Origin of the sequence: Lentzea roselyniae (genome assembly GCF_039537795.1) — a bacterium.
GTDB classification, from domain to species: Bacteria; Actinomycetota; Actinomycetes; order Mycobacteriales; family Pseudonocardiaceae; genus Lentzea; species Lentzea atacamensis.
The window spans coordinates 176044-198707 of record NZ_BAABBE010000003.1; the positions used below are offsets into that span (position 1 = coordinate 176044).

Here is a 22664-nt window from a genome sequence, read left to right on the forward strand (position 1 = left end):
GTTGCGGGTGACAGGGCCGTGGTTGACCTGTGGTTTTACTTCTTGAGCAGCTCGATCAGCGCGTCGACGTCCTTGGGCTCGAAGCCGCGGAACACCGTCAGCGCCAGCTCGTAGTAGGAGCGGATCGGGCTCACGTACCACTTGCCGTCGACCTCGGTCGCGACGACGCCGACACCGGTCTTCATGACCGACGCGGCCACGCGGCCGATGACCTCGACGGCCGGGGCAGGGATCTTGCCGCGGCCCTGCTGCTGAAGGAGCTGGGTGATGTCGTCGGCACACATCTTCTGCGAGCCCTGGCCCGGCACCTCGGCCGCGTAGCAGTCACCTTCGCGGGAGACCGTGACGGTCTCGCCCTCGACGGTCACCGACAGCTTCTTGACCGTGACCTGCTTGCCGCCGGTCACGTCCTTGACGTCGGTCTCCAGCTCGTTCAGCTTGACGCCGGTCGGGCCCATCTTGCCCGCCTGCTCCAGCAGCACCGGGCCGAGGTCCTGCAGCACACCGGCCTCGTCCGGCGGCAGCAGCGAGATGACCTGCTTCAGGTCGCCGTCCATCGCGGCGGTGACGAGCTGCTTGGCCGCCTCCTGCGCCGAACCCGCGCCCTGCGGCGCGAAGCCCTGCTGCGGCCACTTGAGCTTCTCCTCCTCCAGCCCCACGTTGGCGATCGTGTAGAAGGCGCTCGGGTACCACTCGTCGCCGACCTTGATGGTCGCGATGCCGATCGGCGTGCCGCGCTTCTGGACCTCGGCGGTGATGTCCCAGGTCTTCGTCTCGGACTTGGTCAGGCTGACCTTGTCGCCGATCGCGTCCATCAGCTTGTCGGTCAGCGGGACCTTCGAGATGTCCGAGGTGACCGTGATCTTGCCCTCGACCAGCTTGTTGATGGTGAGGCGGTCGTTGATCTTCTCGGCCTTGGCCTCGTCGAACTTGATGTTCTCGCTCTTGAACTCGATGCCCGACATCTTGTTCGGGTCGGCGTCGGGCTTCAGGATCTCGAGACGCTTCATCTCCTTCGTCATCGAGTCCATGTAGTCCTTCGACAGCGCGGCCTCTGCCGGCGCCAGCGACGCCATGATGCCGACGACGTCACCGCTGCCGAGCTGCTCGATGAGGTTCTTCGCCGCGACGGCCGGGGTGTCCTTGCCCGCGTTCGCCGCCGGGTCGGACTTCTTCAGCGCGAAGAACGTGACAGCGCCGCCCACGAGGAGCAGCACGGCGACGACGGCCGTGATGACCAGGCCGGTGCGCTTCTTCTTCGGCGGCTCGCCACCCGTCGGGGCGTAGCCGTACGGCTGCTGCTCGAAGCCCTGCTGCGGAAAGCCCTGCGGCCCCGTCTGCGGATAACCCTGCTGCGGGTAGCCCTGCTGCGGGAAACCCTGCGGCCCCGTCTGCGGCGGACCCTGCGGGTACCCGCCCTGCTGGGGCTGAGGTCCCGTCTGCGGGTAGCCGCCCTGCTGGGGCTGCTGCCCGTACGGGTTGTTCTGCGGCTGCCACTGGCCGCCGCCACCACCTGGGTAGCTCACGGATTTCCTCCCGGAGTTCTCACTGCGCTGCGCCTGTTGGAGGTGAGCACCGTGATCGCCCCCACGATCGTCAGTACGGCACCGGCAAGGGTGACGACCGGTCCGGCGATGCTGATTCCGACCAATGCACCCTTGCTATCCCCTTGGACCGCGGCTAGCAGGGCCACGGTTCCACCGATCGTGCCAAAGAGAAGCGCCACGCACGCGGCAATTCGACGAAATCGGACCACGTACAGCGCCACCGCGATCATCGCGAGCGGCGTGAGACCCACCCAGACCGACGTGACGACACCGCCCGCCACCCCGTCCAACCCGGCGAGATCACGCAGCGAAAGCACCTCGTAACTGTCCCTCGTGGTCGATCCGGACTTCAGCCAGGGAAGGAAGGTTCCGGTGATGGAAGTGATCAAGCCCACTGCCGCGATCGCGGCTCCCACTGCGCTGCGCACCGGACTAGTGTGAACCGATGGTCTCGGACGCGTGCACAGCGGCACGGGCGCTGGTCGCGTCCGCGCACCGGATCACCGTGCTGACCGGCGCCGGAGTCTCCACCGATTCGGGCATCCCGGACTTCCGCAGTGCGGACGGGATGTGGACGCGTGACGCCGACGCCGGACGGGCCGCGTCGCTCGACACCTACCTCGCCGATCCCGAGGTGCGCAGGCTCGCGTGGCGCACGCGGCTCGACAGTCCCGTGTGGACGGCGAAACCCAATCCCGCGCACAAGGCACTGGTGGAGCTGGAACGGTCCGGGCGGCTGCGCACCGTCGTCACGCAGAACATCGACGGCCTGCACCAGAAAGCCGGCTCCGATCCGCATCGCGTGCTGGAGCTGCACGGCACGTTGCACGCGACCGTGTGCCTCGCATGTGGTGCCGCGGGCCCGATGCGCGACGCGTTGAAGCGCGTCGCCGACGGAGAGCCGGAGCCCGCTTGCCTGCGCTGCGGCGGAATCCTCAAGTCGGCCACGATCTCGTTCGGACAGGAGCTCGACGGCGAGGTGCTGCGCCGCGCCCGGCTCGCCGCGCTGGACTGCGACGTGCTGCTGGTCGCGGGAACGTCGCTGTCGGTGCAGCCCGCGGCGGGGCTCGTGCCGCTGGCGGCGAAGGCGGGCGCGCAGGTCATCATCTGCAACGCCGAACCGACCCCGTACGACCCGCTGGCGGCCGTTGTCCTGCACGAACCCGTCGGTGAGGTGCTGCCCGACCTCAGCTCGGTTCCTCCATCCGGGGGAGCCCGATTCTCGTCCTGGGGAGATCCGAGCACCTGGTCGTAGGGTCGGGTTCATGCGCGTACCGCTGATCACCACGGACTTCCTGGACCGGGCGTCGTTCGCGTTCGCCGCGACGACCGCGACCATCGACGAACCCGACCAGCCGGCCAAGCCGGTCGAGACGACGACGTATGCGGAGATGGCGACCCGTGTGCGGGCGTGGCGGGCCGGGCTGGACGCCCTGGGCATCGGCGAGGGCGAGCGGATCGCCGTCGTCAGCCACAACTCGGCGCGGTTGCTGGAGCTGCTGCACGCGGTGCCCGGCAGCGGGCGGATCTGCGTGCCGGTGAACTTCCGCCTGCGACCCGACGAGGTGAAGTACATCGTCGAGCACAGCGGCGCCTCGGCGTTGTTCGTCGATCCGGAGCTGTCGCTCGACGACGTGACGGCACGGCACCGGTTCACGTTCGGCGAGGAGTCGGAGTCGCTGCTCCGGTTCGATGCGGAGCCACGGCCGTGGAGCGATCCGTCGGAGGACGCGACCGCGACCATCAACTACACGTCCGGCACCACCGCGCGGCCCAAGGGCGTGCAGCTCACGCACCGCAACATCTGGCTGAACGCGGTCACGTTCGCCATGCACACCCGTGCGTGGGAGGGCGACGTGTACATGCACGTCCTGCCGATGTTCCACTGCAACGGCTGGGGCATGCCGTTCGGGCTCGCCGGCCTGGGCGTGCCGCAGGTCGTGCTGCGCAAGGTCGACGGCGCCGAGATCCTGCGCCGCGTGCGCGACCACGGCGTCACGCTGATGTGCGGTGCACCGGCCGTGTGGAACGCCGTGCTGGACGCCGCTCAGTCGTGGGACGGCGAGATCCCCGGCCGTGACACCGTACGGATCGTGTGTGCCGGCGCGCCGCCGCCCTCGCGCACGATCCAGCGGGTGACCGAGGAGCTCGGGTGGGAGTTCCTGCAGATCTACGGCCTGACCGAGACGGCGCCGCTGCTCACGTTCAACCGGGCCCAGCCGGGACCGTCCGGCGAGGAGAAGGCGAAGAAGCAGTCGCGGGCGGGCGCGCCGGCGCTGGGCGCTCAGCTGCGGATCTCCGACACCGGTGAGGTGCTCGCGCGGTCGAACGTGGTCATGGAGGGCTACTGGGACAACCCCTCGGCGACCGCGGAGGCCATCGAGGACGGCTGGTTCCACACCGGCGACGGCGGGCACTTCGACGACGAGGGCTACCTGACGATCTCGGACCGCAAGAAGGACGTGATCATCACCGGCGGTGAGAACGTCTCGTCGATCGAGGTCGAGGACTGCCTCTTCTCGCACCCGGCCGTCGCCGAGGTCGCGGTCATCGGCGTGCCCGACGAGAAGTGGGGTGAAACGATCAAGGCGTTGGTCGTGCGCTCCGGGGAAGTCACCGAGGCCGACCTGATCAAGCACTGCAAGGAACGGCTCGCCGGGTACAAGGCGCCGACGTCGGTGGAGTTCCGCGACACGATCCCGCGCACGGCGACCGGCAAGATCCAGAAGTTCAAGCTCCGCGAACCGTACTGGGCCGGGCGCGACCGCGGCGTCAACTAGAGCCACGGCACTACGCCACTCCGGCGACACGCCGGACTCCGATCGTCCCAAAAGGACTACCACGCGTGTTCCACTGTGACACGAGTGGTTGACGGTGCGTTAGTTCCAGATGCGCCGAATGAGTCTGATTGGTCTAATGCGGTCGGAGGTGATGTCCGGTGTTGACAAGACTCTCCGCCGTGGTGGTACTGATGTCAGCCGTCCTCACGGGGACGGCCGCCGCCGTGCCGCCGCCTCCGCCGAACCCCGGTGACGCGGAGATCTCGGCGTCGCGAGCCGAAGCCGACGCGAAGGCCGCCCGCGTGGGCGAGCTGACCGGCCGGCTGACCCAGGCCGAGTCACGCCTGCAGGAGCTGATGGACGATGTCTCCTACAAGCGCGAGCTGGCCAACAAGGCCCGCGTCGACCTCGAGACGGCCATCTCGGAGGCCGAAGCCGCCCGTCGTGAGGCAACAGCCGCGCGCGTGCAGGCCGATGCCGCTTCTCGGGCCGTGGAGGAAAGTCGGCGCGCGCTGGACGAGTTCGCGGCGGCTTCCTACGCGCAGGGCAGCACCGTCGGTTCCTTCTCCGCGTACTTCGGGGCCAAGTCGCCGGAGGACCTGCTGGCCCGGGCCCAGCTGCTGGAGGCGGTGTCGTCGTCCAGCCTGAACCAGCTGGAGCAGGTGACCCGCGACCAGGGCGTCGCCGCGAACCTCGACGCCGCCGCCCGTGCCGCGCTGCAGAAGTCCGAGGCGAAGCAGGCGGCCGCCGACGAGGCGAAGAAGGTCGCGGAGCAGGCGCAGCAGGTGGCGGTGGACGCGCACACGGCTCAGGCCGCCGCCACGGCGCAGCTTCAGTCCGATAAGGACGCTGTGGAACGTGAGCTCGTCGCCGCGCGCGGTGAGGTCAACAGCCTTGAGGCGCAACGCCGTCAGTACGGCCAGTGGGTCGAGGCGAAGAAGCGCGAAGAAGAAGAGAACGCTCGCCGTGCCGCCGCTGCCGCAGCCGTCCAGGCCGCCGCTCAGGCTCCACGGCGTCCGGTCGCCGCTCCGGCCGCGCCGTCCGGCAGTCGCGTGCAGACGGTGATCAACCGCGCGTTGTCGCAGCGCGGCGTCATCTACGCGTGGGGCGGTGGCAACTATTACGGCCCCACTTATGGCGTGCGCGACGGCGGCGTAGCCGACTCGTTCGGCGACTACCGCAAGATCGGCTTCGACTGCTCGGGGCTGATGATGTACGCGTTCGCCGGTGTCGGCGTGTATCTGCCGCACTACAGCGGCTACCAGTACAACTCGGGACGCAAGGTTCCGCTGTCGCAGATGGCGCCGGGAGACATGATCTTCTGGGGTCCCGGTGGCGGCACGCACGTGGCGCTGTACCTGGGCGGCGGAATGATGGTCGAAGCGCCGCATTCCGGTGCCGTGGTGCGGATTTCGCCCGTGCGGTACGGCGGGATCATGCCGTTCGTGACGCGCATGCTGTAGTGGGACCCGGTGACCCGCCGCAGGGGCGGGCCACCGGGAGACCTGCTCAGGCCGCGGCGAGCCGCAGCGGGGCGGTCTTCGAGTACGCCCGCGTGAGCCAGTTGTGGAACGGGTGGATCGTCGTCACGCCGTCCGGCCTGCGGATGGTGATCTCCTCGAGACACCAGTGCGGGCTGTCGTCGTTGTTGGCGAAGTAGATGTCGACCGACGTGACAGTGCCGAGGTCGGACAGCGTCTTGTCGTAGACGTCCGTGCGGCCGCGCTTCCGGTCGTCGCCGGGGTTGTCGAGGAGGGTCCAGCCCCGCGAGTGCCGCGGCCGCGACCCCGACGATGGCGCGAGCTGAGTTCCTCATGCTCTGTTCCCCTCCGTGTTGTTCGGTGTTGCGAGGGGAAAGGTGTCAGCGGTCTGTTCGACGACTATGTGGTGCTGATGAAATCCACTGTTCAGGGCTGAAGTGCCCGTTCCCAGCGCTGTCCGACGACGTCGTGACCGAAGCTGTGCTGAGGCGTCTTCTCGACCAGTTCGAACCCGTGCGCCTCATAGATCTTCCTGGCCGAAGTGAGTCCGTCGACCGTCCACAAGACCATGCGCTCGTACCCGGCGTCGCGCGCGAACCTGACGCACGTGTCGACGAGCTGGTTGCCCGCGCCGAGGCCGCGTGCCTTCGGGTGCACGAGCAGCACTCGCAGCTTGGCCGTCGTGTCGTCCTCGCGCACGCAGAACACGCAGCCGACGCGTTCACCGTCGAGCTCGGCGATCCAGGCGGCCTCCCTGGCGTCGTCGTGGTCCGCCGCGTAGTCGCCGACGATCTTGGCGACCAGCGCCTCGAACGAGGTGTCCCAGTCGTGCTCGGCGGCGTAGAGCTCGCCGTGCGCCTGGACCACCCAGCCCAGGTCGCCGGGCCGGCCGAGCGGGCGGATCAGCATGACGTACCTCCACTGACACGAGTGTTTCAGTAATGCGAAGATAGCGCTCATGCCGTCCGCGCGGGAGACCGAACTGCTCGAAGCCGCCTACCGGTACGTGCTCACGCACGGGCTGGCGGACGTGTCGCTGCGGCCGCTGGCGGCGGCCATCGGGTCGAGCACACGGGTGCTGCTGTACCTGTTCGGCAGCAAGGAAGGCCTGGTCAGGGCGTTGCTGGCGCGGGCGCGTGCGGATGAGCTGGCGTTGCTCGCCGACATCGGCACCGGGCCCGGGGTCGTGGCGCGGTTGTGGGAGTGGCTGTCCGCGCCGGCGCATCGGCCGTTGCTGACGTTGTGGCTGGAGGCTTACGCCCGCTCTCTCGTGGAGCCCGACGGGCCGTGGGCCGGCTTTGCGCGCGCGACCGTAGAGGACTGGCTGGAGGTGCTTGCTTCAGCGCAGCCCGAAGATGTGCGCGACACCCCTGCCGGGCTCGCTCAGCGGACGCGGGAGCTCGCGTTGCTGCGGGGCGCGCTGCTGGACCTGCTGGCGACCGGGGACGAGGAACGGGTCAGCGCGGCACTGGCGTGAAGCCGAGGGTGGCCAGGAGGCGCTCCGAGGGCGTGTTGCCGTCGGTGCAGCCGGCGAGGACAGGGGCGTCGAGGGCGCGCAGGGACGCGGCGACGACGGCGGTGCCGAGGCCGCGGCCCTTCCACTCGGGATGCGTGATGACGTAGGCGAGCCAGAAGTCGTCGCCGTTCTTGGAGATGAGCGACGCGGCCACGATCCCGTCCTCCTCCGCCACGAAGCTCGCGTGCGGCACCGCGTCGGGCCGCCAGTCCGCGATCTCGACGGCGCCGTCGCTGTTGCCGCCGAGGTGTTCGTCGATGGTGCCGGCATAGGCGCGTTCCATGAGGTCGGCCAGGGCGGCGTCGTCTTCGTCGTCGACGAGGCGGAGGTTCTGTCCGAGGACGGGCACTGGGCCCGGTGCGCGGCGATACACGGTCCGGTTCATCTGCTCAGTGTGGCGGGCGGTGTCCACCGGTTTGCCAGGATGTGCGGCGAGCCTGGAAGCGTTGGCGCACAAAGGGCTCGTCCGCGCCCGGCTCCGTCTCCTCCGCGCGCCACGAGAAGCTCTCGGCGGTGAGCTCCGAGAAGATCCAGCGCAGCCGGACGCCGTTCTTGTCGCCTTCGAGAGCGAAGCCGTCCTCGGTCCGCCTGCCGATGAACGGGATCACCCAGCCGCGGCCGGGCCCGAGCCAGGTCGACCGGAACGCGCCGAGCTCCGGGTCGTAGAACCGCAGGCTCAGGCCCCATTCGCCGTCCGTGTCGCCGGACCGGCTCGCCCTGGCCGGGCTGATCCACACGTCGGCGAGCGCCCGTCCGTCCAGAGCCCAGCCGAAGTGCCATTCGGCGTCGGTGGTCTGGACGGTCCCGTCCTCGCCGAAGTTCTGCACGACCAGCGACCAGCTGCCGATCAACGGCTCGAACACGTTCAGGTGCTCGGCGAGTTCGGGGCGAGGCGCGGCGGCCGTGAAAACGCTCGCCAGCTGCGCGGAGACGTCCATGTCGCCAGGATGCCTCACCGCCGGGGGTGCGGGTGCCCGAACAGCTAGATTGGCGGCGTGAAGATCGTGGTGTTCGGCGCGTCCGGCATGGTGGGTCAGGGTGCGCTGCGCGAGTGCCTGCTCGACCCCGACGTCGACTCGGTGGTCACCGTGGGGCGTGCCCCGATGGACGTGACGGACGTCAGGCGCCGGCACGTCGTGCACGCCGATTTCCGTGACCTGTCACCGGTTGCCGATGAACTGGCCGGCGCCGACGCGTGCTTCTACTGCATGGGCGTGACATCAGCGGGTCTGACCGAGGCCGAGTACCTGCCCGTGACGCACGACTACGCGCTTGAGGCCGCACGTGTTGTCGGTGGCACGTATGTGTACGTGTCGGGCGAGGGCGCGAACGCCGAGAGCAAGACGATGTGGGCGCGGGTGAAGGGCCGGACCGAGAACGAGCTGCTGGCGCTGGACCGGCCGGTGTTCGTCGTGCGGCCCGGATTCATCCAGCCGCGGCACGGGATCACCTCGCGCACCCGGATCTACCGCTACCTCTATTCGTGGTCGTCGTGGCTGTTCCCGTTGCTGCGGCGGGTGGCGCCCGCGTACGTCACGAGCACCGAGAACCTCGGCCGTGCCATGGTGGCGCTGGCCAAGGGTGCTCAGGCTCCGAAGTTGCTGCGCAGCGACGAGATCAACCGGCTGGCTTGAAGGCGTCCTCGGTCTTGACGACACCCGCCGCGCGGCCGGGCGCGGTGTGGTTCTCCCAGTAGAGGTTGGTGTGCGCGATGACCTTGTCCGGAGTGGGGGCGCCCCACTCGGACAGGTCCTCCGTGGTGTGCGCGTCGCTCACGAGCAGAGCGTCGTAGCCGCGGACGACCGCGCCGTGCAGGGTCGAGCGGATGCACTCGTCGGTCTGCGCGCCGGAGACCACGAGACTGCCGATTCCCTTGCCCGCCAGCACTTCCTCGAGGTCGGTGTCCTCGAAGGAGTCGGCGTACGTCTTGTGCACCACCGGTTCGCCCTCGGCGACCTCGAGCTCGGCCACGAACTGCCAGCCGTCGGAGTTCTTCGGCATGTGTTCGGCGTTGCTGTGCTGCACCCACACGACGTCGACACCGGCCGCACGGGCCTTGTCGACGAGCGTGGCGACGTTGGCCACGACCTCGTCGCGGTTGTGCGCGTGGTTCACCACGCCGTTCTGCACGTCGATCACGAGCAACGCGGTGTTGGGGCGGTTCGCCAGAGTCGTCACGCGGGTCACACTATGCCTCGGGTCTGACAATTTTCAGCGGGAACGCAGGCGGCGCAACATGCGGGCGTCCTCGAAGCCGACGTTGCGCGCGGCGGTCTCGACCGTGGCACCCTGCCCGATGAGGTGCTCGGCCCGTTCGACGCGCAACGCCTGCTGGTACCGCAACGGCGTCATGCCCGTCGCCTTGCCGAACAACCGCGTGACGGTCCGTTCGCTGCATCCGGCGACAGTGGCCAGTTCGGTGAGCGAAAGCCGGTCGGTGAGGCGCGACTCGATGACGTCCTGAATGCGGTGCACGGTTTCGTTGACGTGCGAACGGTGCCGCAGCAGCACACTGGCCTGCTGGTCGTCACCGTTCCTGCGCGCGTAGACGACCATGGTGCGTGCGATGGCGGCGGCAACCGCTGGCCCGTGCCGGGTGGCGACCAGGTTCAGCGCGAGGTCGATGCCGCTCGCGATGCCCGCCGACGTGACGATCCGATCGTCCTCCACGAACAGCACGTCCCTGACGACCCGTGCATGCGGATAGCGCCGTTCGAGCTCGTCCTGCAGTTCGTGGTGCGTGGTGCAACGCCGACCGTCGAGCAGACCGGCGCGGCCCAGCACATCCGCACCGGCGCACACACTCGCGACCGTGCCTCCGTCCGCGTGGTGCGCGCGCAACCACGCCAACGCCCGGCCGCTCAACGGTCCGGTCCCGGCGATCTTCGGCGAGCGCCATCCCGGCACGAACACGAGGTCGTGCACGTCGAGCGAGGGCAGCTCGGTCGTCGCGCCCAGCGGCACACCCTGATGGCTGGGCACGGACTCCGAGTCGCCCACGTACTCCAGCGCGTACCCGCCCACGAGGTCGGCCGCGCTGGAGAACACCTGCGCCGGCCCCGCGAGGTCGAGCAGGTGCACTCCCGGTACGAGCAGGAAAACGACTCTGGTCACGATCCGGTCAGCGTAGCGACATCCGAGATCCGCGCGAACCGACCGGCCAGCACGTACTCGGTCCGCTCGATGATCTCCTCGACCCCGAGCACCTTCCCGGTCCGCCAGTGCTCCATCGGCATGGTCGCGGTCGCGTCGGTCACGAACGTCATGTCGAACCCGAGGTCCGACCCCACGCGCGTGGTCGTCTCGCAGCACTGCTCGGTCCGGATGCCGCTGATCAGCAGCTCCCGCACGCCCCGCATGGTGAGCGTCTGCTGCAGGTTCGTCGTGGTGAACGCGTTGTGCGCGGTCTTGGTCAGGACCGGCTCGTCGTCCAGCGGCTTGAGCCCGTCGATGAGGCGCACGTGGCCCAGCGCGGGGTCGAACACGCCGCCGGTGCCGGGCTCGGAGTGCAACACCCACACCACCAGATCACCGGCGTCCCTGGTCATGTCGACCAGCTGGTTCACCTTGCCCACGACGTCCGGGTCGGACACCTCCGCCCAGTTGGCGCGCTGGCGGAACGACTCCTGCACGTCGATGACGATCAATGCTCGCTTCATGGCAGCAAGCCTCGCCGTCGCCCGGCTGCCGAGACAGGCACGACCCGGCCGAGGAGCGGACGGATCCGGTCACCATGCGAAGATCACGACGTGGACTTGCGCGTGCTGGCGGGTGATCCCGTGGACCCGGACCTGGGCGCTCAGGTGACGGTGTCGGTGGGGGAGGGCCTCGCCGGGGACGCCGTGCCGTTCGTGCGCGTCACGAAGGGCGAGGTGCGCAGGATCCTCGTGGGACAGGCGCGCACGGACGGCGCCCGGATCGACGTGCTGGTCAGGGCGGCCTGGCGGGAGAACGGCGGCTGGCACCGCGAGTCGTGGCCCGGTGACGGCGTGGCCGAGCTGCTGCGGCACCCCGCCCACCTGATCCCCGACGGCGACGACAGGCCCGGCGTCATCTCGAAAGCCATCGCCGAGGGGCCGCGGAACACGGTCGCGGAGCTGCGAGGACTGCGCTACGAGATGGAACGGCAGGTCGCCGACTTGCTGGCGCAGCGCAGGAACACCGCGCTGCGGATGGTGATGGCCCAGCTCGTCGAGCTCTCGATCGCGGTCAGCCGCGCCCGTGACCAGGCCCGTGACACGCTCCGCGAGGTCAGGAACCCTGGCGCGAGAGGGCACTGCGAGGCCATGGACGTCGAGCTCGGCGACGAGGTCACGCGGCTGCAGTCGTTGCTGAGCAGCGTGTCGACGTTCGCCGTCGCGCAGGAAGGCGAGTCGCAGCAACGGTTCAACATGCTCGCCGCCGCGGCCGCCGCCGGACTCGGTCTGCCCGCGCTGATCCTGTCGCTGTACGGCGCGGACGACTACCTGCCGTTCACGTGGGACAAGGCGTGGCGGGCGCTGGTGCCGATCGCGATCGCCCTGTCGGTCGCGGGCGGGGTCATCCTGCACCGGATGCCCGGCCGCACCACCGCCAAGCAGTACCTGGCGGCGCTGGGACTCATCGCGGGACTGATCAGCATGCTGCTGGTCGCGGGTTTCCTCGCACCGCGCTAGTGCCGTGGCAGTCGGCCTTTGCCCCGTGTTCGGTGGTCAGACGGTCGCGAGGTGGCCCGCTGAGCGTCGAAGACGCGGCGAAGGTTGGCTGTCGCGGCACTAGAGAGGGCGGCGGCCCGCGAACCCCACGTCGGCGCGGTGGTACCAGTCCAGCGTCCGGTCACCCTCCAGCCAGCACAACAGGACCGGCACACCGTCCAGCTCGGACGGGAAGTCGACCAGCAGCGGGGCGAAGCCCTTCAGCTCGGCCCCGGTCTGCTGGACGGCCTCCAGCAGCTCGTCGAGCCGTGCCTGCGCGGCCTTGAACTCCGGCAGCCCGCCCAAAGAGGACGAGCCGACGGCCAGTTCGGCGGCGTCGGCGCGCAGACGCACGATCTCGTCCAGCACCGGCAGCAACCTGGCGAGCTCGGCTCGGGCCTCGTCGAGGGTGAACAGTCCCACGACGTCAAGGCTGGCACAGTGGGAAGGGTGACGTGGCGACTGGGTGACCTGACGGTGAATCGGATAGGTTTCGGCGCGATGCGCCTGCCGCAGCAGGGAGGCGCGTTCGATCCCAACGCGAAACCCCGGGACCGCGCGCAGGCGATCGAGGTGCTCCGCACGGCGGTCGAGCTGGGCGTCAACCACGTGGACACGGCCGCGTTCTACTTCTCCGCCACGAGGTCGGCCAACGAGCTGATCAACAGTGCGCTGTCGCCGTACCCGGACGACCTGGTGATCACCACCAAGGTCGGGCCGAGCAGAACGCCGCAGGGGGAGTGGCTGCCGCTCGCCACGCCGGACCAGCTGCGCGGCCAGGTCGAGGAGAACCTGCGTCAGCTCGGCAGGGACCACCTCGACGTCGTGAACCTGCGGGTGAGCGGGCTCGACGACATCAGCCGGCACTTCGAGCGGCTCGCGGCGCTGCGCCAGGAGGGGCTGATCCGGCACCTCGGGCTGTCGAACGTCCGGCCGCACCACCTGGACCAGGCGCAGAAGATCGCGCCCGTGGTGTGCGTGCAGAACTCGTACGGGCTCGGCCACCACCCGGAACAGGACGACTTCCTGGGCGTCTGCGGGGACAGAGGTATCGCGTTCGTGCCGTTCTTCGCGCTCGCGGGCGCGAACAAGGAGGCCGGGACGTCGGCGGACGACGACGACGTCACGGAGATCGCGCGCGCCCACGGCGTCTCGCCAGCGCAGGTCCGCCTCGCCTGGACGCTCGCGCGCGGACCGCACGTGCTCGTCATCCCCGGTACAGGCGACCCGGAGCACCTGCGGCAGAACGTCGCGGCGGGCGAACTGAGCCTGACCTCCGAGGAGCTCACCCGCCTCGACGCCCTTCACCTCAACGGGAGCTGATCCGCCGGAACAACCAGGTGGCGAACGCGAAGGCCACCACCAGCAACCCGCCCGACCACGCCAGCGCGAGCCACCCCGCGTCCGCGCGCTGGCCGGCCAGCAACGTCCGCACCGTCTCGATGATCGGGGTGATCGGCTGGTGCTCGCTGACCGCCCGCAGCACCGCGGGCATGGTCGTGGTCGGCACGAAAGCGCTGCTCAGGTACGGCAGGAACAGCATGAAGAAGCCGAGCACGCTCGCCGACTCCACCGACCGCGCGATGACGCCGAAGCCCGCGGCGAGCCACGACAGCGCCAGCACGTACAGCAGCAGCAAACCCATCGCGAGCACCCAGCCGAGCACGGTCGCCGTGGGCCGGAACCCCATCCCCACGGCGACCAGCACGACGATCGCCGTGGCGAGGGCGTTGCGCGCGACCGACGCCGTCACGTGACCCGTCAGCACGGCGAAGCTGCTGATCGGCATCGAACGGAACCGGTCGACGGCGCCCTTCTTCATGTCGTCGGCCACCGACATGGCCGTGGACGTGGCGCCGTAACCGGTGCACAGCACGATGATTCCGGGCACCACGTAGTTCACATAGGACGTTCCCGTGGCGATCGCGCCGCCGAAGACGTAGACGAACAGCGCCATCATCATCACCGGGAGCAAGATCGACATGAGGAGCGTGTCGAGGTTGCGGCGGCTCAGCCGGACGCTGCGGCCGACCATCGTGAGCGTTCCGGTCATGCCGCCACCCTGGTCAGGCTGGTGAAGACGTCGTCGAGGGTCGGTCGGTGGGTGGACACGCGTTCCGTGCGCACGCCCGCGACCAGCAAATCGTCCAGCACCCGGTGCAGGTGGGCCGCGCTGCCGTCGGACGGCACGCTGAGCCGTGACTCGGCCCGCACGCCACCGAGCAGGGCCTCCGCGCGCCCCGCGTCGAGCGCGGTGGCGAAGTCCAGGTCGAGGCGGGTGCCGCCGACCTGGTTCTTGAGCGCGTCGGCCGTGCCGTCCGCGACGACGTCGCCGCGGTGCAGCACCACGATCCGGTCCGCGAGCCGGTCTGCCTCCTCCAGGTACTGGGTCGTGAGGAAGATCGTCACGCCCTCGCGCACCAGCTCACCGATGGCGTCCCACATCGTCGTGCGGCTCATCGGGTCGAGCCCCGTCGTCGGCTCGTCCAGGAACAGCAGCCGGGGCCGGGAGACCAGGCTCATCGCGAGGTCCAGCCGCCGCCGCATGCCGCCGGAGTAGGTGCGGACCCTGCGGTCGGCGGCGCCCACCAGGTCGAACCGCTCCAGCAACTCCACCGCACGAGCACGGGCCGCCGCGCGGGAGAACCGGCGCAGCCGGGCGATCATCACCAGGTTCTCCCGGCCGGTCTGCTCGTCGTCCACGGCCGCGTACTGGCCGGTCAGGCTGATCACGCCGCGCACTTTCCCCGGCTCGCGCACCACGTCGAACCCGGCGATGCGCGCCGTGCCGCCGTCCGGCCTGGTCAGCGTGTTGAGAATCCGGATCGTGGTCGTCTTGCCCGCACCGTTCGGCCCGAGCAACGCGAGCACCGATCCCTCCGCCACCTTCAGATCCAGGCCGGTGAGCACGGTGTTCTTGCCGTAACTCTTCCTCAGCCCTGCTGTTTCGACGATCACTCGCCACCCCCTTTATGCGTACCTCATACGCAAAACCTGAATTAGCGTATGACATACGCATCTGTTTGACTAGGGGGTATGAAGAGGGGGCGCAAGCCGACCATCGACGCCGCCGACATCACGCGGGCTGCCATCGCGATCGCGGACGCCGAGGGTCTGGCCGCCGTGTCGATGGCACGGGTCGCGCAGGAGATGGGCAACGCGACGATGGCCCTCTACCGGCACGTGAAGAACAAGGACGAACTGCTCGCGTTGATGTGGGACGCGGCGATGGAGGAACCGCCGCCGCTGCCCGACGGCGAGTGGCGCGACAAGCTCGGGTTCTGGGCGAGAGCGGTGCTCACGGCCATCCGCAGGCGCCCGTGGTTCCTGCAGATCCCGATCAGCGGCCCGCCGTCCGGCCCGAAGAACCTCGCCTGGCTGGACAGCGCGCTCACCGCCCTCGAAGGCGTGCCGCTGGAGCCGGGGGAGAAGATCGGCGTCGTGATGGGCCTCTCGACCTTCGTGCAGGGCGAGGCGCGGCTGAGCTTCACGCTGTCCCAGGGGTTCGAGGAGGACCCGGCCCAGTTCAACCACCAGTACGGGCAGAAGCTGCGCGAGGTCGTCGACCCCCGCAAAATGCCCGCGCTCGCCAAGGTCGTCGAGGCCGGCGTGTTCGACCTGGACGACGTGCTCGACGTCGAGGACCTCGGGGCGGACTTCGACTTCGGCCTGCACCTGTTCCTGGAAGGCGTCGCGGCCCACATCGACGGGAAGAGCACATGACCTACGCGGCGATCATCCTCACCGGCGGCAAGGGCGAACGGCTCGGCGGCGTCGACAAGGCCGCACTGTCCTATCGGGACGCGACGCTGCTCGACCACGTGCTGTCCGTTGTGGACGATGCGAGTCAGATCATCGTGGTGGGACCGGAGAAAGATCTTCCCGGCGTCATCTGGACGCGTGAGGACCCGCCCGGCGGTGGCCCGCTCGCCGGGCTCGCCGCGGGACTGCGTGAGGTCACCGCCGAACGGGTCGCGGTCCTTGCGGTCGACCAGCCCGGTCTCACCAGGAACACGATCGCCAGGCTGCGCGAAGCCGGCGGCAACGCTGTGCTCAAGGACGATCGCACGCAGTGGCTGATCGGCATGTGGAACACGGCCGAGCTGCGCGGAGCCCTACCTGAAGATCCACGCGATCTGCCGCTGCGCAAGACTCTGCAGCAGTTGAACCCGGTGGAGGTGTCCGCTTTGCCCGGTGAGGCGCGTGACGTCGACACACCGGCCGACCTGGACACCCTTCACAGCGGTTGAACAGGCGAAGAGCAAGACTGTTCCACTATCGGTAAAACCCTGTTCCGCATGGAGGCCCGCACGTGACCGAGCCCGCCGCCGAGGCAACGCCGAACGCATCGGCGCCCGTCACCCCGGCTCGTGACGCCCAGCTGCTCGAACGCACCGTGTTCGAGGTGAAGCGGGTCATCGTCGGCCAGGACCGGCTCGTCGAGCGGATGCTCGTGGGTCTGCTGGCCAAGGGCCACCTGCTGCTCGAAGGTGTGCCGGGCGTCGCGAAGACGCTCGCCGTCGAGACGTTCGCCCGCGTGGTCGGCGGATCGTTCTCGCGCGTGCAGTTCACGCCCGACCTGGTGCCCGCCGACATCCTCGGCACCCGCATCTACCGCCAGTCCAGCGAGGCGTTCGACGTCGAGCTCGGCCCCGTCGTCGCGAACTTCGTGCTCGCCGACGAGATCAACCGCGCGCCCGCCAAGGTGCAGTCGGCGATGCTCGAGGTGATGGCCGAGCGGCACGTGTCGATCGGTGGCCGGACGTTCCCGATGCCCAACCCGTTCCTGGTGCTGGCCACGCAGAACCCGATCGAGAACGAGGGCGTGTACCCGCTGCCGGAGGCGCAGCGCGACAGGTTCCTGTTCAAGATCCAGGTCGAGTACCCGACCGCCGAGGAAGAGCGCGAGATCGTCTACCGCATGGGCGTCGAGGCGCCCACGCCGAGCCAGGTCCTCTCGCCTGAGGAACTGGTGCGCCTGCAGGGCGTGGCGTCGCGCGTCTTCGTCCACCACGCGCTCGTCGACTACGTGGTGCGCCTCGTGATCGCGACCCGCGCGCCCGGCGAGCACGGCCTCACCGACGTCGCCGGCTGGGTCGCCTACGGTGCCTCGCCGCGTGCGTCGCTCGGCATCATCGCCGCCGCCCGCGGCCTCGCGCTGGTCCGCGGCCGCGACTACGTGCTGCCGCAGGACGTCGTGGACGTGGTGCCGGACGTGCTGCGCCACCGCCTGGTGCTCTCCTACGACGCGCTGGCCGACGGCGTGCCGATCGACCACATCATCACCCGAGTGCTGCAGATCGTGCCGTTGCCGCAGGTGTCGGCCCGTCCGCAGCAGCCGGTCGCGGCTGGTAGGCAGTGAGCCCCAAAGACGCTTCAGCGAAGGCCGAGAAGGAGCGCCCCTCGTGGGCGCCGCCCATCCTGCGCGGCGTCCGGATGGAAGCCGCCCTGCGGATGCTGGAGCTCGACGTGCGGCGCCGCCTCGACGGCCTGCTGCAGGGCAACCACCTCGGCCTCGTGCCGGGGCCCGGCACCGAACCGGGCGAGGCCAGGACCTACCAGCCGGGCGACGACGTGCGCCGGATGGACTGGGCGGTCACCGCGCGCACCACGGTGCCGCACATCCGCGAGACGGTCGCGGACCGCGAGCTGGAGACCTGGCTCGCGATCGACCTGTCGCCGTCACTCGACTTCGGCACCGCGGTCTGCGAGAAGCGCGACCTGGCCATCGCCGCGACGGCCGCGGTCGCGCACCTGACGCGCGGCGGCGGCAACCGGATCGGCGCGGCGGTCTCGACGGGCGCCGAGAGCATGCGCATCCCGGCCCGCGGTGGGCTGGCGCACGCGCGGGGCATGATTCGCAAGATCGCCGAGCTGCCGCGGGCCGAGGAGGGCACACGCGGCGACCTGGCGGCGTTGCTGGAACAGCTGCGCAGGCCACCACGGCGGCGCGGCCTGATCGTGGTCATCTCGGACTTCCTCGGTGGCATGGAGTGGCAACGTCCGCTGCGCGCGTTGTCCGCGCGGCACGACATCGTCGCCATCGAGATCGTGGACCCGCGTGACGTCGACCTGCCAGAGGTCGGCACCGTCGTGCTGTCCGACCCGGAGACTGGCCGCCAGCGCGAGGTGACGGCGTCGGCGTTGCTGCGCAAGGAGTTCAACGCGGCGGCCGCGGAACACCGCGCAGAGGTCGCCGCGGGTTTGCGCCGGGCGGGGGCCGGGCATCTGGTGCTGCGGACCGACTCGGACTGGATCGCGGACACCGTCCGCTTCGTGGTGGCGCGCAAGCGCCGCTGGTCAGGGGGTGTCGCGTGAGCTTCTCGAACTTCGTCGCCCCGTGGTGGTTCCTTCTGCTCATCGCGGTCGCACTGCTCGCCGCCGCCTACGTGGTGGTGCAGCGGATGCGGCGCAAGCGGGTGCTGCGGTTCACGAACCTGGAGCTGCTGGAGAAGGTCGCGCCCAAGCGGGAACGCTGGTCGCGGCACGTGCCGGCGGCGTTCCTGCTGGCCGCGCTGGCGTTGCTGACGGTCGCGCTGGCCGGTCCGACGTCCGAGCAGAGGGTGCCGCGCAACCGGGCGACCGTGATGATGGTCGTCGACGTGTCGCTGTCGATGAAGGCCACGGACGTGAAGCCGTCCCGGCTGGAGGCCGCGCAGGTGGCCGCCAAGTCGTTCGCCGAGGGCCTCACCCCCGGCATCAACCTGGGCCTGATCTCGTTCGCCGGCTCGGCCACCGTGCTGGTGGCGCCGACGACGGACCGCACGGCCGTCACGCAGTCGATCGACGGCCTGAAGCTCGCCCAGTCGACCGCGACCGGTGACGCGATCATGGCGGCGCTGGCGTCGATCGACTCGTTCGGCAAGGTCGTCGGCGGCGCCGAGGGTCCGCCACCCGCCCGCATCGTGCTGATGACGGACGGCAAGGAGACGGTCGGCACCCGCAAGGCCTTCGACGCGGCGGAGGACGCCAAGAAGGCCGGAGTCCCGATCTCCACGATCTCGTTCGGCACCGAGGACGGCGTGGTCGACATCGAGGGCCGCCAGCAGTCCGTGCCCGTCGACGACGACTCGATGAAGGAGATCGCGAAGCTCTCCGGTGGCGAGTTCTTCAAGGCCGCCTCCGCCGAGGAGCTGCGCCGCGTCTACGACACGCTCGGCGAGCAGATCGGCTACGAGAAGAAGCAGGCAGACGCGTCGAAGCCGTGGCTGTTGCTCGGCACGATGACGGCGATGTTCGCGGCGGCGGCAGCTTTGTTGCTCGGTCAACGCCTGCCGTAGGTCAGCAGCACGACTCCGTTGTCGAACGCCCTGGTGCCCTTGAGCGCCAGGGCGTTCGGCTTCTTGAAGAACGGGGTGCCCGCGCCGATCGCGACCGGGTTGACGTAGAGCCTGATCTCGTCGACCAGGTCGTGCTCGAAGAACGTCTCCAGCAGGTTGGGGCCGCCGACCATGCTGTCACCCGGCAGGTTCCTGATCTCGTCCGCGTCGACCTCGGTGCGGGTCTCGCTGTTCCACTCGGTGAACGTTCGCGTGCGCGAGTAGATGATCTTGCGCACGTTGCGCCAGATCGGGGCGAACTCGCGCATTTTCGGTGTGAAGTCGGGGTTGTCCTCGGCGTGCGGCCACGCCTCCAGCATCAGCTCGTGCGTGCGGCGGCCGTCGAGCAGCGCGCTCATCGTCGCCAGGTCGGCGTTGACGTAGTCGTGCATGTCCTCGCTCATGTGGTGCCAGCTGATGTCGTGGCCGGGTCCTTCGAAGAACCCGTCCAGCGAGATCGACGCCATCGTGATGATCACCCGTGCAACCTCCGGTATTCCGCCGCCGCGCCTGGATGCAGTGGCACTTTGCCCGTGTCGATGAGACTGCGCACGTCGAGGTACTGCGTGCCGAGGGCCTGGTCGGGCACGAGCTGCGCCGCCTTGGCGACCAGCAGCCGCACGACGGCGCCCGCGTACTCCGTGCTCAGGTCCGGCCGGCACACCAGCAGGTTCGGGGTGCCGATGGTGGGGATGTCGGCGTTGGAGCCGTACACGCCCATCCGCACGTCGACGCGTTCGTAGACCTTGCCGTAGTCCTGCCGGAGCCTGGGCAGGAAGCTGTCGAGCGGCAGGAGCCGGATGCCGCTGGCCTTGTTGAGCTCCGGGGTGGGCACGCCGCCGGACCACAGGAGCGCCGCGATCTCGCCGGCTTTGAGGGCGTCGATGGCGTTGCGCAACGGGTAGTGCTCTTCTTTCACGCCCAGCGCGAGCCGTTCGCCCTGCAGGGCGGCGCCGGAGCCGGCCGCGCCCAGGGACACCGGTTTGCCGATCAGGTCGGCGGCGGACCGGTACGGGGACGAGTCGAGGACCACGAGTTGCAGGTAGTTCTCGTAGACGCGGCCCACGGCGACGAGGCCGGGCTCCAGGTGGGCGCTGTCGCTCAGGGTCAGCGCGAGCTCGGCCGTGCCCTCGCGGAGGTGTTTGAGGTTGTCGGCGCTGCCGCCGGTCTGGACCGGGATGATGGTCAGCGGACTGGGGGAGAGGCGGGAGATCAGGGCGGCGAAGTCGTGGTAGAAGCCGCCTGGCTCGCCGCCGGCGATGCGGATCGTGCCGGACGGCTCGCTGGTGCCGCAGGCGGTGAGGGCAAGGGCGCCGAGGAGGAACGTTCGTCGTTTCACAGCAACGGCTCCTTCGGCAGTTCCACCGTCACGACCAGGCCACCGACGGTATCGTCGCTGCGCAGCGTCAAGGTTCCGTCGTGCGCCGTCACGATCCTCTCCGCGATGGCCAGCCCGAGTCCCGTACCGCGCTGCGAGTCGTCGCCGCGCCAGAACCGTTCGGTTGCCCGCGCGATGTCCTCTTCGGACAGTCCGTCACCGTTGTCCCTGACGATCAGCGTTGCCCGGTCGCAGATCACCGTGATCTCCGGTCCGCCGTACTTGATGGCGTTGTCCAGCAACACGTCCAGCACCTGCGCGAGGTCCGACACCGCGCACCGCACCAGTCCGGCCGCCCGGTCCTCGACGGTGATCGTCGCGCCGGCCGAGTGAGCTGCCGCGCGCCACGCGTCGACGCGGTCGTGTGCGACCACCTGCAGATCGGCCAGCTCCGGTTCCACGCCTCCCGCCGCGCGTTCGGTGGCGGTGCTCTCGGCGGAGGCCAGAGCCAGGAGGCCGTCCAGCAGCGACTCCAGGCGTTCGACCTCGGTCAGGAGTGACCCGTTGGAAGGCAGCATGTCCACGCGCAGCCGCAGGGCCGCCATCGGGTTGCGCAGCTGGTGCGAGGCGTCGGCGATCAGCCGTCGTTGCTGGTCGGCGGCCTCGGCCACGGCGTCGGACATGCGGTTGAACGACTCGGACAACGCCCGCAGCTCGGCCGGGCCGGCGGTGTCGGCGACGTGTGTACGGCGCTGGCCCTCGGCGACCGCGCGGACGCCGCGATCGAGTTCCTTCAGCGGCCGCAGCAGCCAGCGGGCGACCACCAGGGCCAGCAGGACGCACGCGCAGGCCGCAAGCAACGCTCCTGCCAGCACGAACGCCCACCGGCGGGCCACGTCCAGGGCTGCGACGCTGGTCGAGGCGCGCAGCACGACGGCGCCCGCGACCTTCGTGCCGGTGCCGACCGGGCGGGCGAACAGGACGTCGCCGCCGCTCCACGGCATGACCGTCGGCACGGGTGCGGCAGGCTGGTTGCGCAGGGCGGCGTCGATCTGCGCGGACACCTCGGCGATCTTCATCCCGGCCTCGACGACGGGTTCGCCCGCCGCGTTGACGACCACGACCTCCTCGCCGTAGATCTCGTGGTACCGCAAGGCCTCGGACACCACGACGTCGGCGGGCAGGGTGGCGAAGCGGTCGAGGTCGGCGGTGCGGCTGATCACGAACTGCTGGGTGCGCTCGGAGGCGGTGCTCATCAGCAGCGGGACGGCGAACGCGGTGACGGCCGAGAGCGAGAAGAGCAGCAGCACCAACAGAAGCCGTTGCCGCATCTATTCACCGAGCCGGTAGCCGAAACCGCGGATCGTGTGCAGCAGTCCTGGCCGGTCGAGCTTGGCCCGCAACTGCGTGAGGTGGACGTCGAGCGTGCGCGACACCGCCACGAAGGCGTTGCCCCACACCTCGTCCATCAGCTGCTGACGGCTCACCGCGGTGCCCGGCCGGCGCGCGAGCACCGCCAGAACGTCGAACTCCTTGGTGGTCAACGAGATCTCGCGCCCGCCCACCTGGACCTGGCGGCTCTGCAGGTCGATCTCCACATCGGACACCCGCACGACGTCGCCCGGCTCCTGCGACCGTGCCGCACTGCGCCGCGCCACCGCGTCGATGCGCGCCAGCAGTTCCGCCAGCCGCACCGGCTTGACCAGGTAGTCGTCCGCACCCAGGCGCAGCCCGCGCACCACGGTCCGCTCGTCGCCGCGCGCGGTCAGCACGAGCACCGGCACCGGGTCGATCTTGCGGAGCTTGCGCAGCACCTCCAGGCCGTCCTGGTCGGGCAGGCCGAGGTCGAGCAGCACCACGTCCGCGTCGCGGTGGGCGATCAGCGCGTCGGCGCCTCTGCGCACGCGGGCAGGCCGGTGGCCGTTCGCCCGCAGCGCTTCCACCAGGGCGTCGGCGACACCGTCGTCGTCTTCGACCAACAGCACCCGCATGGGAGAAGTATCGCCCCAGATGGTCGTTTCCGGTGTATC

27 protein-coding genes and 1 pseudogene are annotated in these 22664 nt (G+C 69.7%); 12 read left to right on the forward strand and 16 right to left on the reverse strand.

Annotation, left to right across the window (positions count from 1 at the left end; genetic code table 11):
- Window positions 1-35 precede the first annotated feature (35 nt).
- Complete coding sequence (locus ABFX45_RS06270; protein WP_109640313.1) at window positions 36-1526, reverse strand: flagellar basal body protein FliL; 1491 nt, start codon at window positions 1524-1526, stop codon at window positions 36-38.
- Entirely contained in the window at window positions 1523-1975 is a 453-nt protein-coding gene (locus ABFX45_RS06275; protein ID WP_146231777.1) for a hypothetical protein, read from the reverse strand. Before ABFX45_RS06275 ends, ABFX45_RS06270 begins: the two co-directional genes overlap by 4 nt.
- Window positions 1976-1992: 17 nt before the next feature.
- On the opposite strand from ABFX45_RS06275, the gene ABFX45_RS06280 reads away from it, so the two are divergent.
- The 3 genes from ABFX45_RS06280 to ABFX45_RS06290 all read left to right on the forward strand — a co-directional run bounded on the left by ABFX45_RS06280 (window position 1993) and on the right by ABFX45_RS06290 (window position 5790).
- Window positions 1993-2802 (forward strand): SIR2 family NAD-dependent protein deacylase, encoded by an 810-nt coding sequence (locus tag ABFX45_RS06280; protein ID WP_346128275.1) that lies wholly within the window; start codon window positions 1993-1995, stop codon window positions 2800-2802.
- A 10-nt stretch (window positions 2803-2812) separates the two neighbouring features.
- Entirely contained in the window at window positions 2813-4327 is a 1515-nt protein-coding gene (locus tag ABFX45_RS06285) for an AMP-binding protein (protein ID WP_346128277.1), read from the forward strand.
- Between the two features lie 191 nt (window positions 4328-4518).
- Complete coding sequence (locus ABFX45_RS06290) at window positions 4519-5790, forward strand: NlpC/P60 family protein (protein ID WP_346128279.1); 1272 nt, start codon at window positions 4519-4521, stop codon at window positions 5788-5790.
- A 46-nt stretch (window positions 5791-5836) separates the two neighbouring features.
- On the opposite strand, the pseudogene ABFX45_RS46350 reads toward ABFX45_RS06290, so the two are convergent.
- Together ABFX45_RS46350 and ABFX45_RS06300 are read right to left on the reverse strand one after the other, a co-directional pair.
- A pseudogene (locus tag ABFX45_RS46350) lies at window positions 5837-6028 on the reverse strand (hypothetical protein); the annotation flags it as partial.
- 206 nt (window positions 6029-6234) lie between these two features.
- Window positions 6235-6717 carry a GNAT family N-acetyltransferase gene (locus ABFX45_RS06300; protein ID WP_211337621.1) on the reverse strand — a complete coding sequence of 161 codons (483 nt, stop codon included), beginning with the start codon at window positions 6715-6717 and terminating at the stop codon, window positions 6235-6237.
- Window positions 6718-6766: 49 nt separating this feature from the next.
- Between ABFX45_RS06300 and ABFX45_RS06305 the strand changes: the two genes are divergently transcribed.
- Window positions 6767-7285: a TetR/AcrR family transcriptional regulator gene (locus tag ABFX45_RS06305; RefSeq protein ID WP_109640307.1), complete on the forward strand. Its 519-nt coding sequence runs from the start codon at window positions 6767-6769 to the stop codon at window positions 7283-7285.
- Here ABFX45_RS06305 and ABFX45_RS06310 read toward each other — a convergent pair.
- Together ABFX45_RS06310 and ABFX45_RS06315 are read right to left on the reverse strand one after the other, a co-directional pair.
- Complete coding sequence (locus tag ABFX45_RS06310) at window positions 7266-7709, reverse strand: GNAT family N-acetyltransferase (RefSeq protein WP_109640306.1); 444 nt, start codon at window positions 7707-7709, stop codon at window positions 7266-7268. The two genes, ABFX45_RS06305 and ABFX45_RS06310, sit on opposite strands and share 20 nt — an antisense overlap.
- A 4-nt stretch (window positions 7710-7713) precedes the next feature.
- Window positions 7714-8262: a hypothetical protein gene (locus ABFX45_RS06315; protein WP_346128284.1), complete on the reverse strand. Its 549-nt coding sequence runs from the start codon at window positions 8260-8262 to the stop codon at window positions 7714-7716.
- A gap of 57 nt (window positions 8263-8319) precedes the next feature.
- Between ABFX45_RS06315 and ABFX45_RS06320 the strand changes: the two genes are divergently transcribed.
- Window positions 8320-8958 (forward strand): Rossmann-fold NAD(P)-binding domain-containing protein, encoded by a 639-nt coding sequence (locus tag ABFX45_RS06320; RefSeq protein ID WP_346128286.1) that lies wholly within the window; start codon window positions 8320-8322, stop codon window positions 8956-8958.
- On the opposite strand, the gene ABFX45_RS06325 is transcribed toward ABFX45_RS06320, so the two are convergent.
- From ABFX45_RS06325 to ABFX45_RS06335, 3 genes are read right to left on the reverse strand one after another with little or no spacing between them, the layout of a single operon-like run.
- Entirely contained in the window at window positions 8942-9502 is a 561-nt protein-coding gene (locus ABFX45_RS06325; RefSeq protein WP_346128288.1) for an isochorismatase family protein, read from the reverse strand. The genes ABFX45_RS06320 and ABFX45_RS06325 overlap by 17 nt on opposite strands.
- Before the next feature lie 33 nt (window positions 9503-9535).
- The gene (locus ABFX45_RS06330) at window positions 9536-10438 is read right to left on the reverse strand and encodes a GlxA family transcriptional regulator (RefSeq protein WP_109640302.1); all 903 of its coding nucleotides are present in this window, start codon (window positions 10436-10438) and stop codon (window positions 9536-9538) included.
- Window positions 10435-10983 (reverse strand): cysteine hydrolase family protein, encoded by a 549-nt coding sequence (locus tag ABFX45_RS06335; RefSeq protein ID WP_109640301.1) that lies wholly within the window; start codon window positions 10981-10983, stop codon window positions 10435-10437. The genes ABFX45_RS06330 and ABFX45_RS06335 overlap by 4 nt, the downstream gene beginning before the upstream one ends.
- Window positions 10984-11073: 90 nt before the next feature.
- Here ABFX45_RS06335 and ABFX45_RS06340 point away from each other — a divergent pair, with 90 nt between their 5' ends.
- Complete coding sequence (locus ABFX45_RS06340) at window positions 11074-11979, forward strand: hypothetical protein (protein ID WP_346128291.1); 906 nt, start codon at window positions 11074-11076, stop codon at window positions 11977-11979.
- Window positions 11980-12078: 99 nt separating this feature from the next.
- Here the strand turns inward: ABFX45_RS06340 and ABFX45_RS06345 are convergent, their stop codons facing one another.
- Entirely contained in the window at window positions 12079-12420 is a 342-nt protein-coding gene (locus ABFX45_RS06345) for a DUF2203 domain-containing protein (RefSeq protein ID WP_346128293.1), read from the reverse strand.
- Between the two features lie 27 nt (window positions 12421-12447).
- Here ABFX45_RS06345 and ABFX45_RS06350 point away from each other — a divergent pair, with 27 nt between their 5' ends.
- The gene (locus ABFX45_RS06350) at window positions 12448-13320 is read left to right on the forward strand and encodes an oxidoreductase (RefSeq protein ID WP_346128295.1); all 873 of its coding nucleotides are present in this window, start codon (window positions 12448-12450) and stop codon (window positions 13318-13320) included.
- Here ABFX45_RS06350 and ABFX45_RS06355 read toward each other — a convergent pair.
- On the reverse strand, window positions 13307-14050 hold the full coding sequence (locus ABFX45_RS06355; RefSeq protein ID WP_346128297.1) for an ABC transporter permease: 744 nt from the start codon (window positions 14048-14050) through the stop codon (window positions 13307-13309). The two genes, ABFX45_RS06350 and ABFX45_RS06355, sit on opposite strands and share 14 nt — an antisense overlap.
- On the reverse strand, window positions 14047-14955 hold the full coding sequence (locus ABFX45_RS06360) for an ATP-binding cassette domain-containing protein (protein WP_346128299.1): 909 nt from the start codon (window positions 14953-14955) through the stop codon (window positions 14047-14049). The genes ABFX45_RS06355 and ABFX45_RS06360 overlap by 4 nt, the downstream gene beginning before the upstream one ends.
- Window positions 14956-15033: 78 nt before the next feature.
- On the opposite strand from ABFX45_RS06360, the gene ABFX45_RS06365 reads away from it, so the two are divergent.
- From ABFX45_RS06365 to ABFX45_RS06385, 5 genes are all read left to right on the forward strand, one after another.
- Window positions 15034-15720, forward strand: a complete 687-nt coding sequence (locus tag ABFX45_RS06365; protein WP_109640297.1) for a TetR/AcrR family transcriptional regulator — start codon at window positions 15034-15036, stop codon at window positions 15718-15720.
- The gene (mobA, locus tag ABFX45_RS06370) at window positions 15717-16247 is read left to right on the forward strand and encodes a molybdenum cofactor guanylyltransferase (protein ID WP_346128302.1); all 531 of its coding nucleotides are present in this window, start codon (window positions 15717-15719) and stop codon (window positions 16245-16247) included. The genes ABFX45_RS06365 and mobA overlap by 4 nt, the downstream gene beginning before the upstream one ends.
- A gap of 62 nt (window positions 16248-16309) precedes the next feature.
- Window positions 16310-17359 carry an AAA family ATPase gene (locus ABFX45_RS06375; protein ID WP_109640295.1) on the forward strand — a complete coding sequence of 350 codons (1050 nt, stop codon included), beginning with the start codon at window positions 16310-16312 and terminating at the stop codon, window positions 17357-17359.
- Window positions 17360-17433: 74 nt separating this feature from the next.
- A complete protein-coding gene (locus ABFX45_RS06380; RefSeq protein WP_109640383.1) occupies window positions 17434-18315 on the forward strand; it encodes a DUF58 domain-containing protein in 882 nt (293 codons plus the stop codon).
- A complete protein-coding gene (locus ABFX45_RS06385) occupies window positions 18312-19277 on the forward strand; it encodes a VWA domain-containing protein (protein WP_109640294.1) in 966 nt (321 codons plus the stop codon). Before ABFX45_RS06380 ends, ABFX45_RS06385 begins: the two co-directional genes overlap by 4 nt.
- On the opposite strand, the gene ABFX45_RS06390 is transcribed toward ABFX45_RS06385, so the two are convergent.
- The 4 genes from ABFX45_RS06390 to ABFX45_RS06405 are packed head-to-tail and all read right to left on the reverse strand — an operon-like array spanning window position 19262 to window position 22625.
- Window positions 19262-19795 carry a dihydrofolate reductase family protein gene (locus ABFX45_RS06390; protein WP_215732551.1) on the reverse strand — a complete coding sequence of 178 codons (534 nt, stop codon included), beginning with the start codon at window positions 19793-19795 and terminating at the stop codon, window positions 19262-19264. The two genes, ABFX45_RS06385 and ABFX45_RS06390, sit on opposite strands and share 16 nt — an antisense overlap.
- A complete protein-coding gene (locus ABFX45_RS06395) occupies window positions 19792-20655 on the reverse strand; it encodes a TAXI family TRAP transporter solute-binding subunit (protein WP_109640293.1) in 864 nt (287 codons plus the stop codon). The genes ABFX45_RS06390 and ABFX45_RS06395 overlap by 4 nt, the downstream gene beginning before the upstream one ends.
- Complete coding sequence (locus tag ABFX45_RS06400) at window positions 20652-21965, reverse strand: sensor histidine kinase (RefSeq protein ID WP_109640292.1); 1314 nt, start codon at window positions 21963-21965, stop codon at window positions 20652-20654. The genes ABFX45_RS06395 and ABFX45_RS06400 overlap by 4 nt, the downstream gene beginning before the upstream one ends.
- A complete protein-coding gene (locus ABFX45_RS06405; protein WP_109640291.1) occupies window positions 21966-22625 on the reverse strand; it encodes a response regulator transcription factor in 660 nt (219 codons plus the stop codon).
- Window positions 22626-22664: the final 39 nt, after the last annotated feature.

Coding starts and splice junctions, on each gene's coding strand:
- ABFX45_RS06285 (WP_346128277.1), top strand. CDS start 2,813: ATGCGCGTACCGCTGATCACCACGGACTTCCTGGACCGGGCGTCGTTC.
- ABFX45_RS06280 (WP_346128275.1), top strand. CDS start 1,993: ATGGTCTCGGACGCGTGCACAGCGGCACGGGCGCTGGTCGCGTCCGCG.
- ABFX45_RS06335 (WP_109640301.1), bottom strand. CDS start 10,983: ATGAAGCGAGCATTGATCGTCATCGACGTGCAGGAGTCGTTCCGCCAG.
- ABFX45_RS06355 (WP_346128297.1), bottom strand. CDS start 14,050: ATGACCGGAACGCTCACGATGGTCGGCCGCAGCGTCCGGCTGAGCCGC.
- ABFX45_RS06380 (WP_109640383.1), top strand. CDS start 17,434: ATGGAAGCCGCCCTGCGGATGCTGGAGCTCGACGTGCGGCGCCGCCTC.
- ABFX45_RS06405 (WP_109640291.1), bottom strand. CDS start 22,625: ATGCGGGTGCTGTTGGTCGAAGACGACGACGGTGTCGCCGACGCCCTG.
- ABFX45_RS06305 (WP_109640307.1), top strand. CDS start 6,767: ATGCCGTCCGCGCGGGAGACCGAACTGCTCGAAGCCGCCTACCGGTAC.
- ABFX45_RS06290 (WP_346128279.1), top strand. CDS start 4,519: ATGTCAGCCGTCCTCACGGGGACGGCCGCCGCCGTGCCGCCGCCTCCG.
- ABFX45_RS06315 (WP_346128284.1), bottom strand. CDS start 8,262: ATGGACGTCTCCGCGCAGCTGGCGAGCGTTTTCACGGCCGCCGCGCCT.
- ABFX45_RS06310 (WP_109640306.1), bottom strand. CDS start 7,709: ATGAACCGGACCGTGTATCGCCGCGCACCGGGCCCAGTGCCCGTCCTC.
- ABFX45_RS06365 (WP_109640297.1), top strand. CDS start 15,034: ATGAAGAGGGGGCGCAAGCCGACCATCGACGCCGCCGACATCACGCGG.
- ABFX45_RS06300 (WP_211337621.1), bottom strand. CDS start 6,717: ATGCTGATCCGCCCGCTCGGCCGGCCCGGCGACCTGGGCTGGGTGGTC.
- ABFX45_RS06400 (WP_109640292.1), bottom strand. CDS start 21,965: ATGCGGCAACGGCTTCTGTTGGTGCTGCTGCTCTTCTCGCTCTCGGCC.
- mobA (WP_346128302.1), top strand. CDS start 15,717: ATGACCTACGCGGCGATCATCCTCACCGGCGGCAAGGGCGAACGGCTC.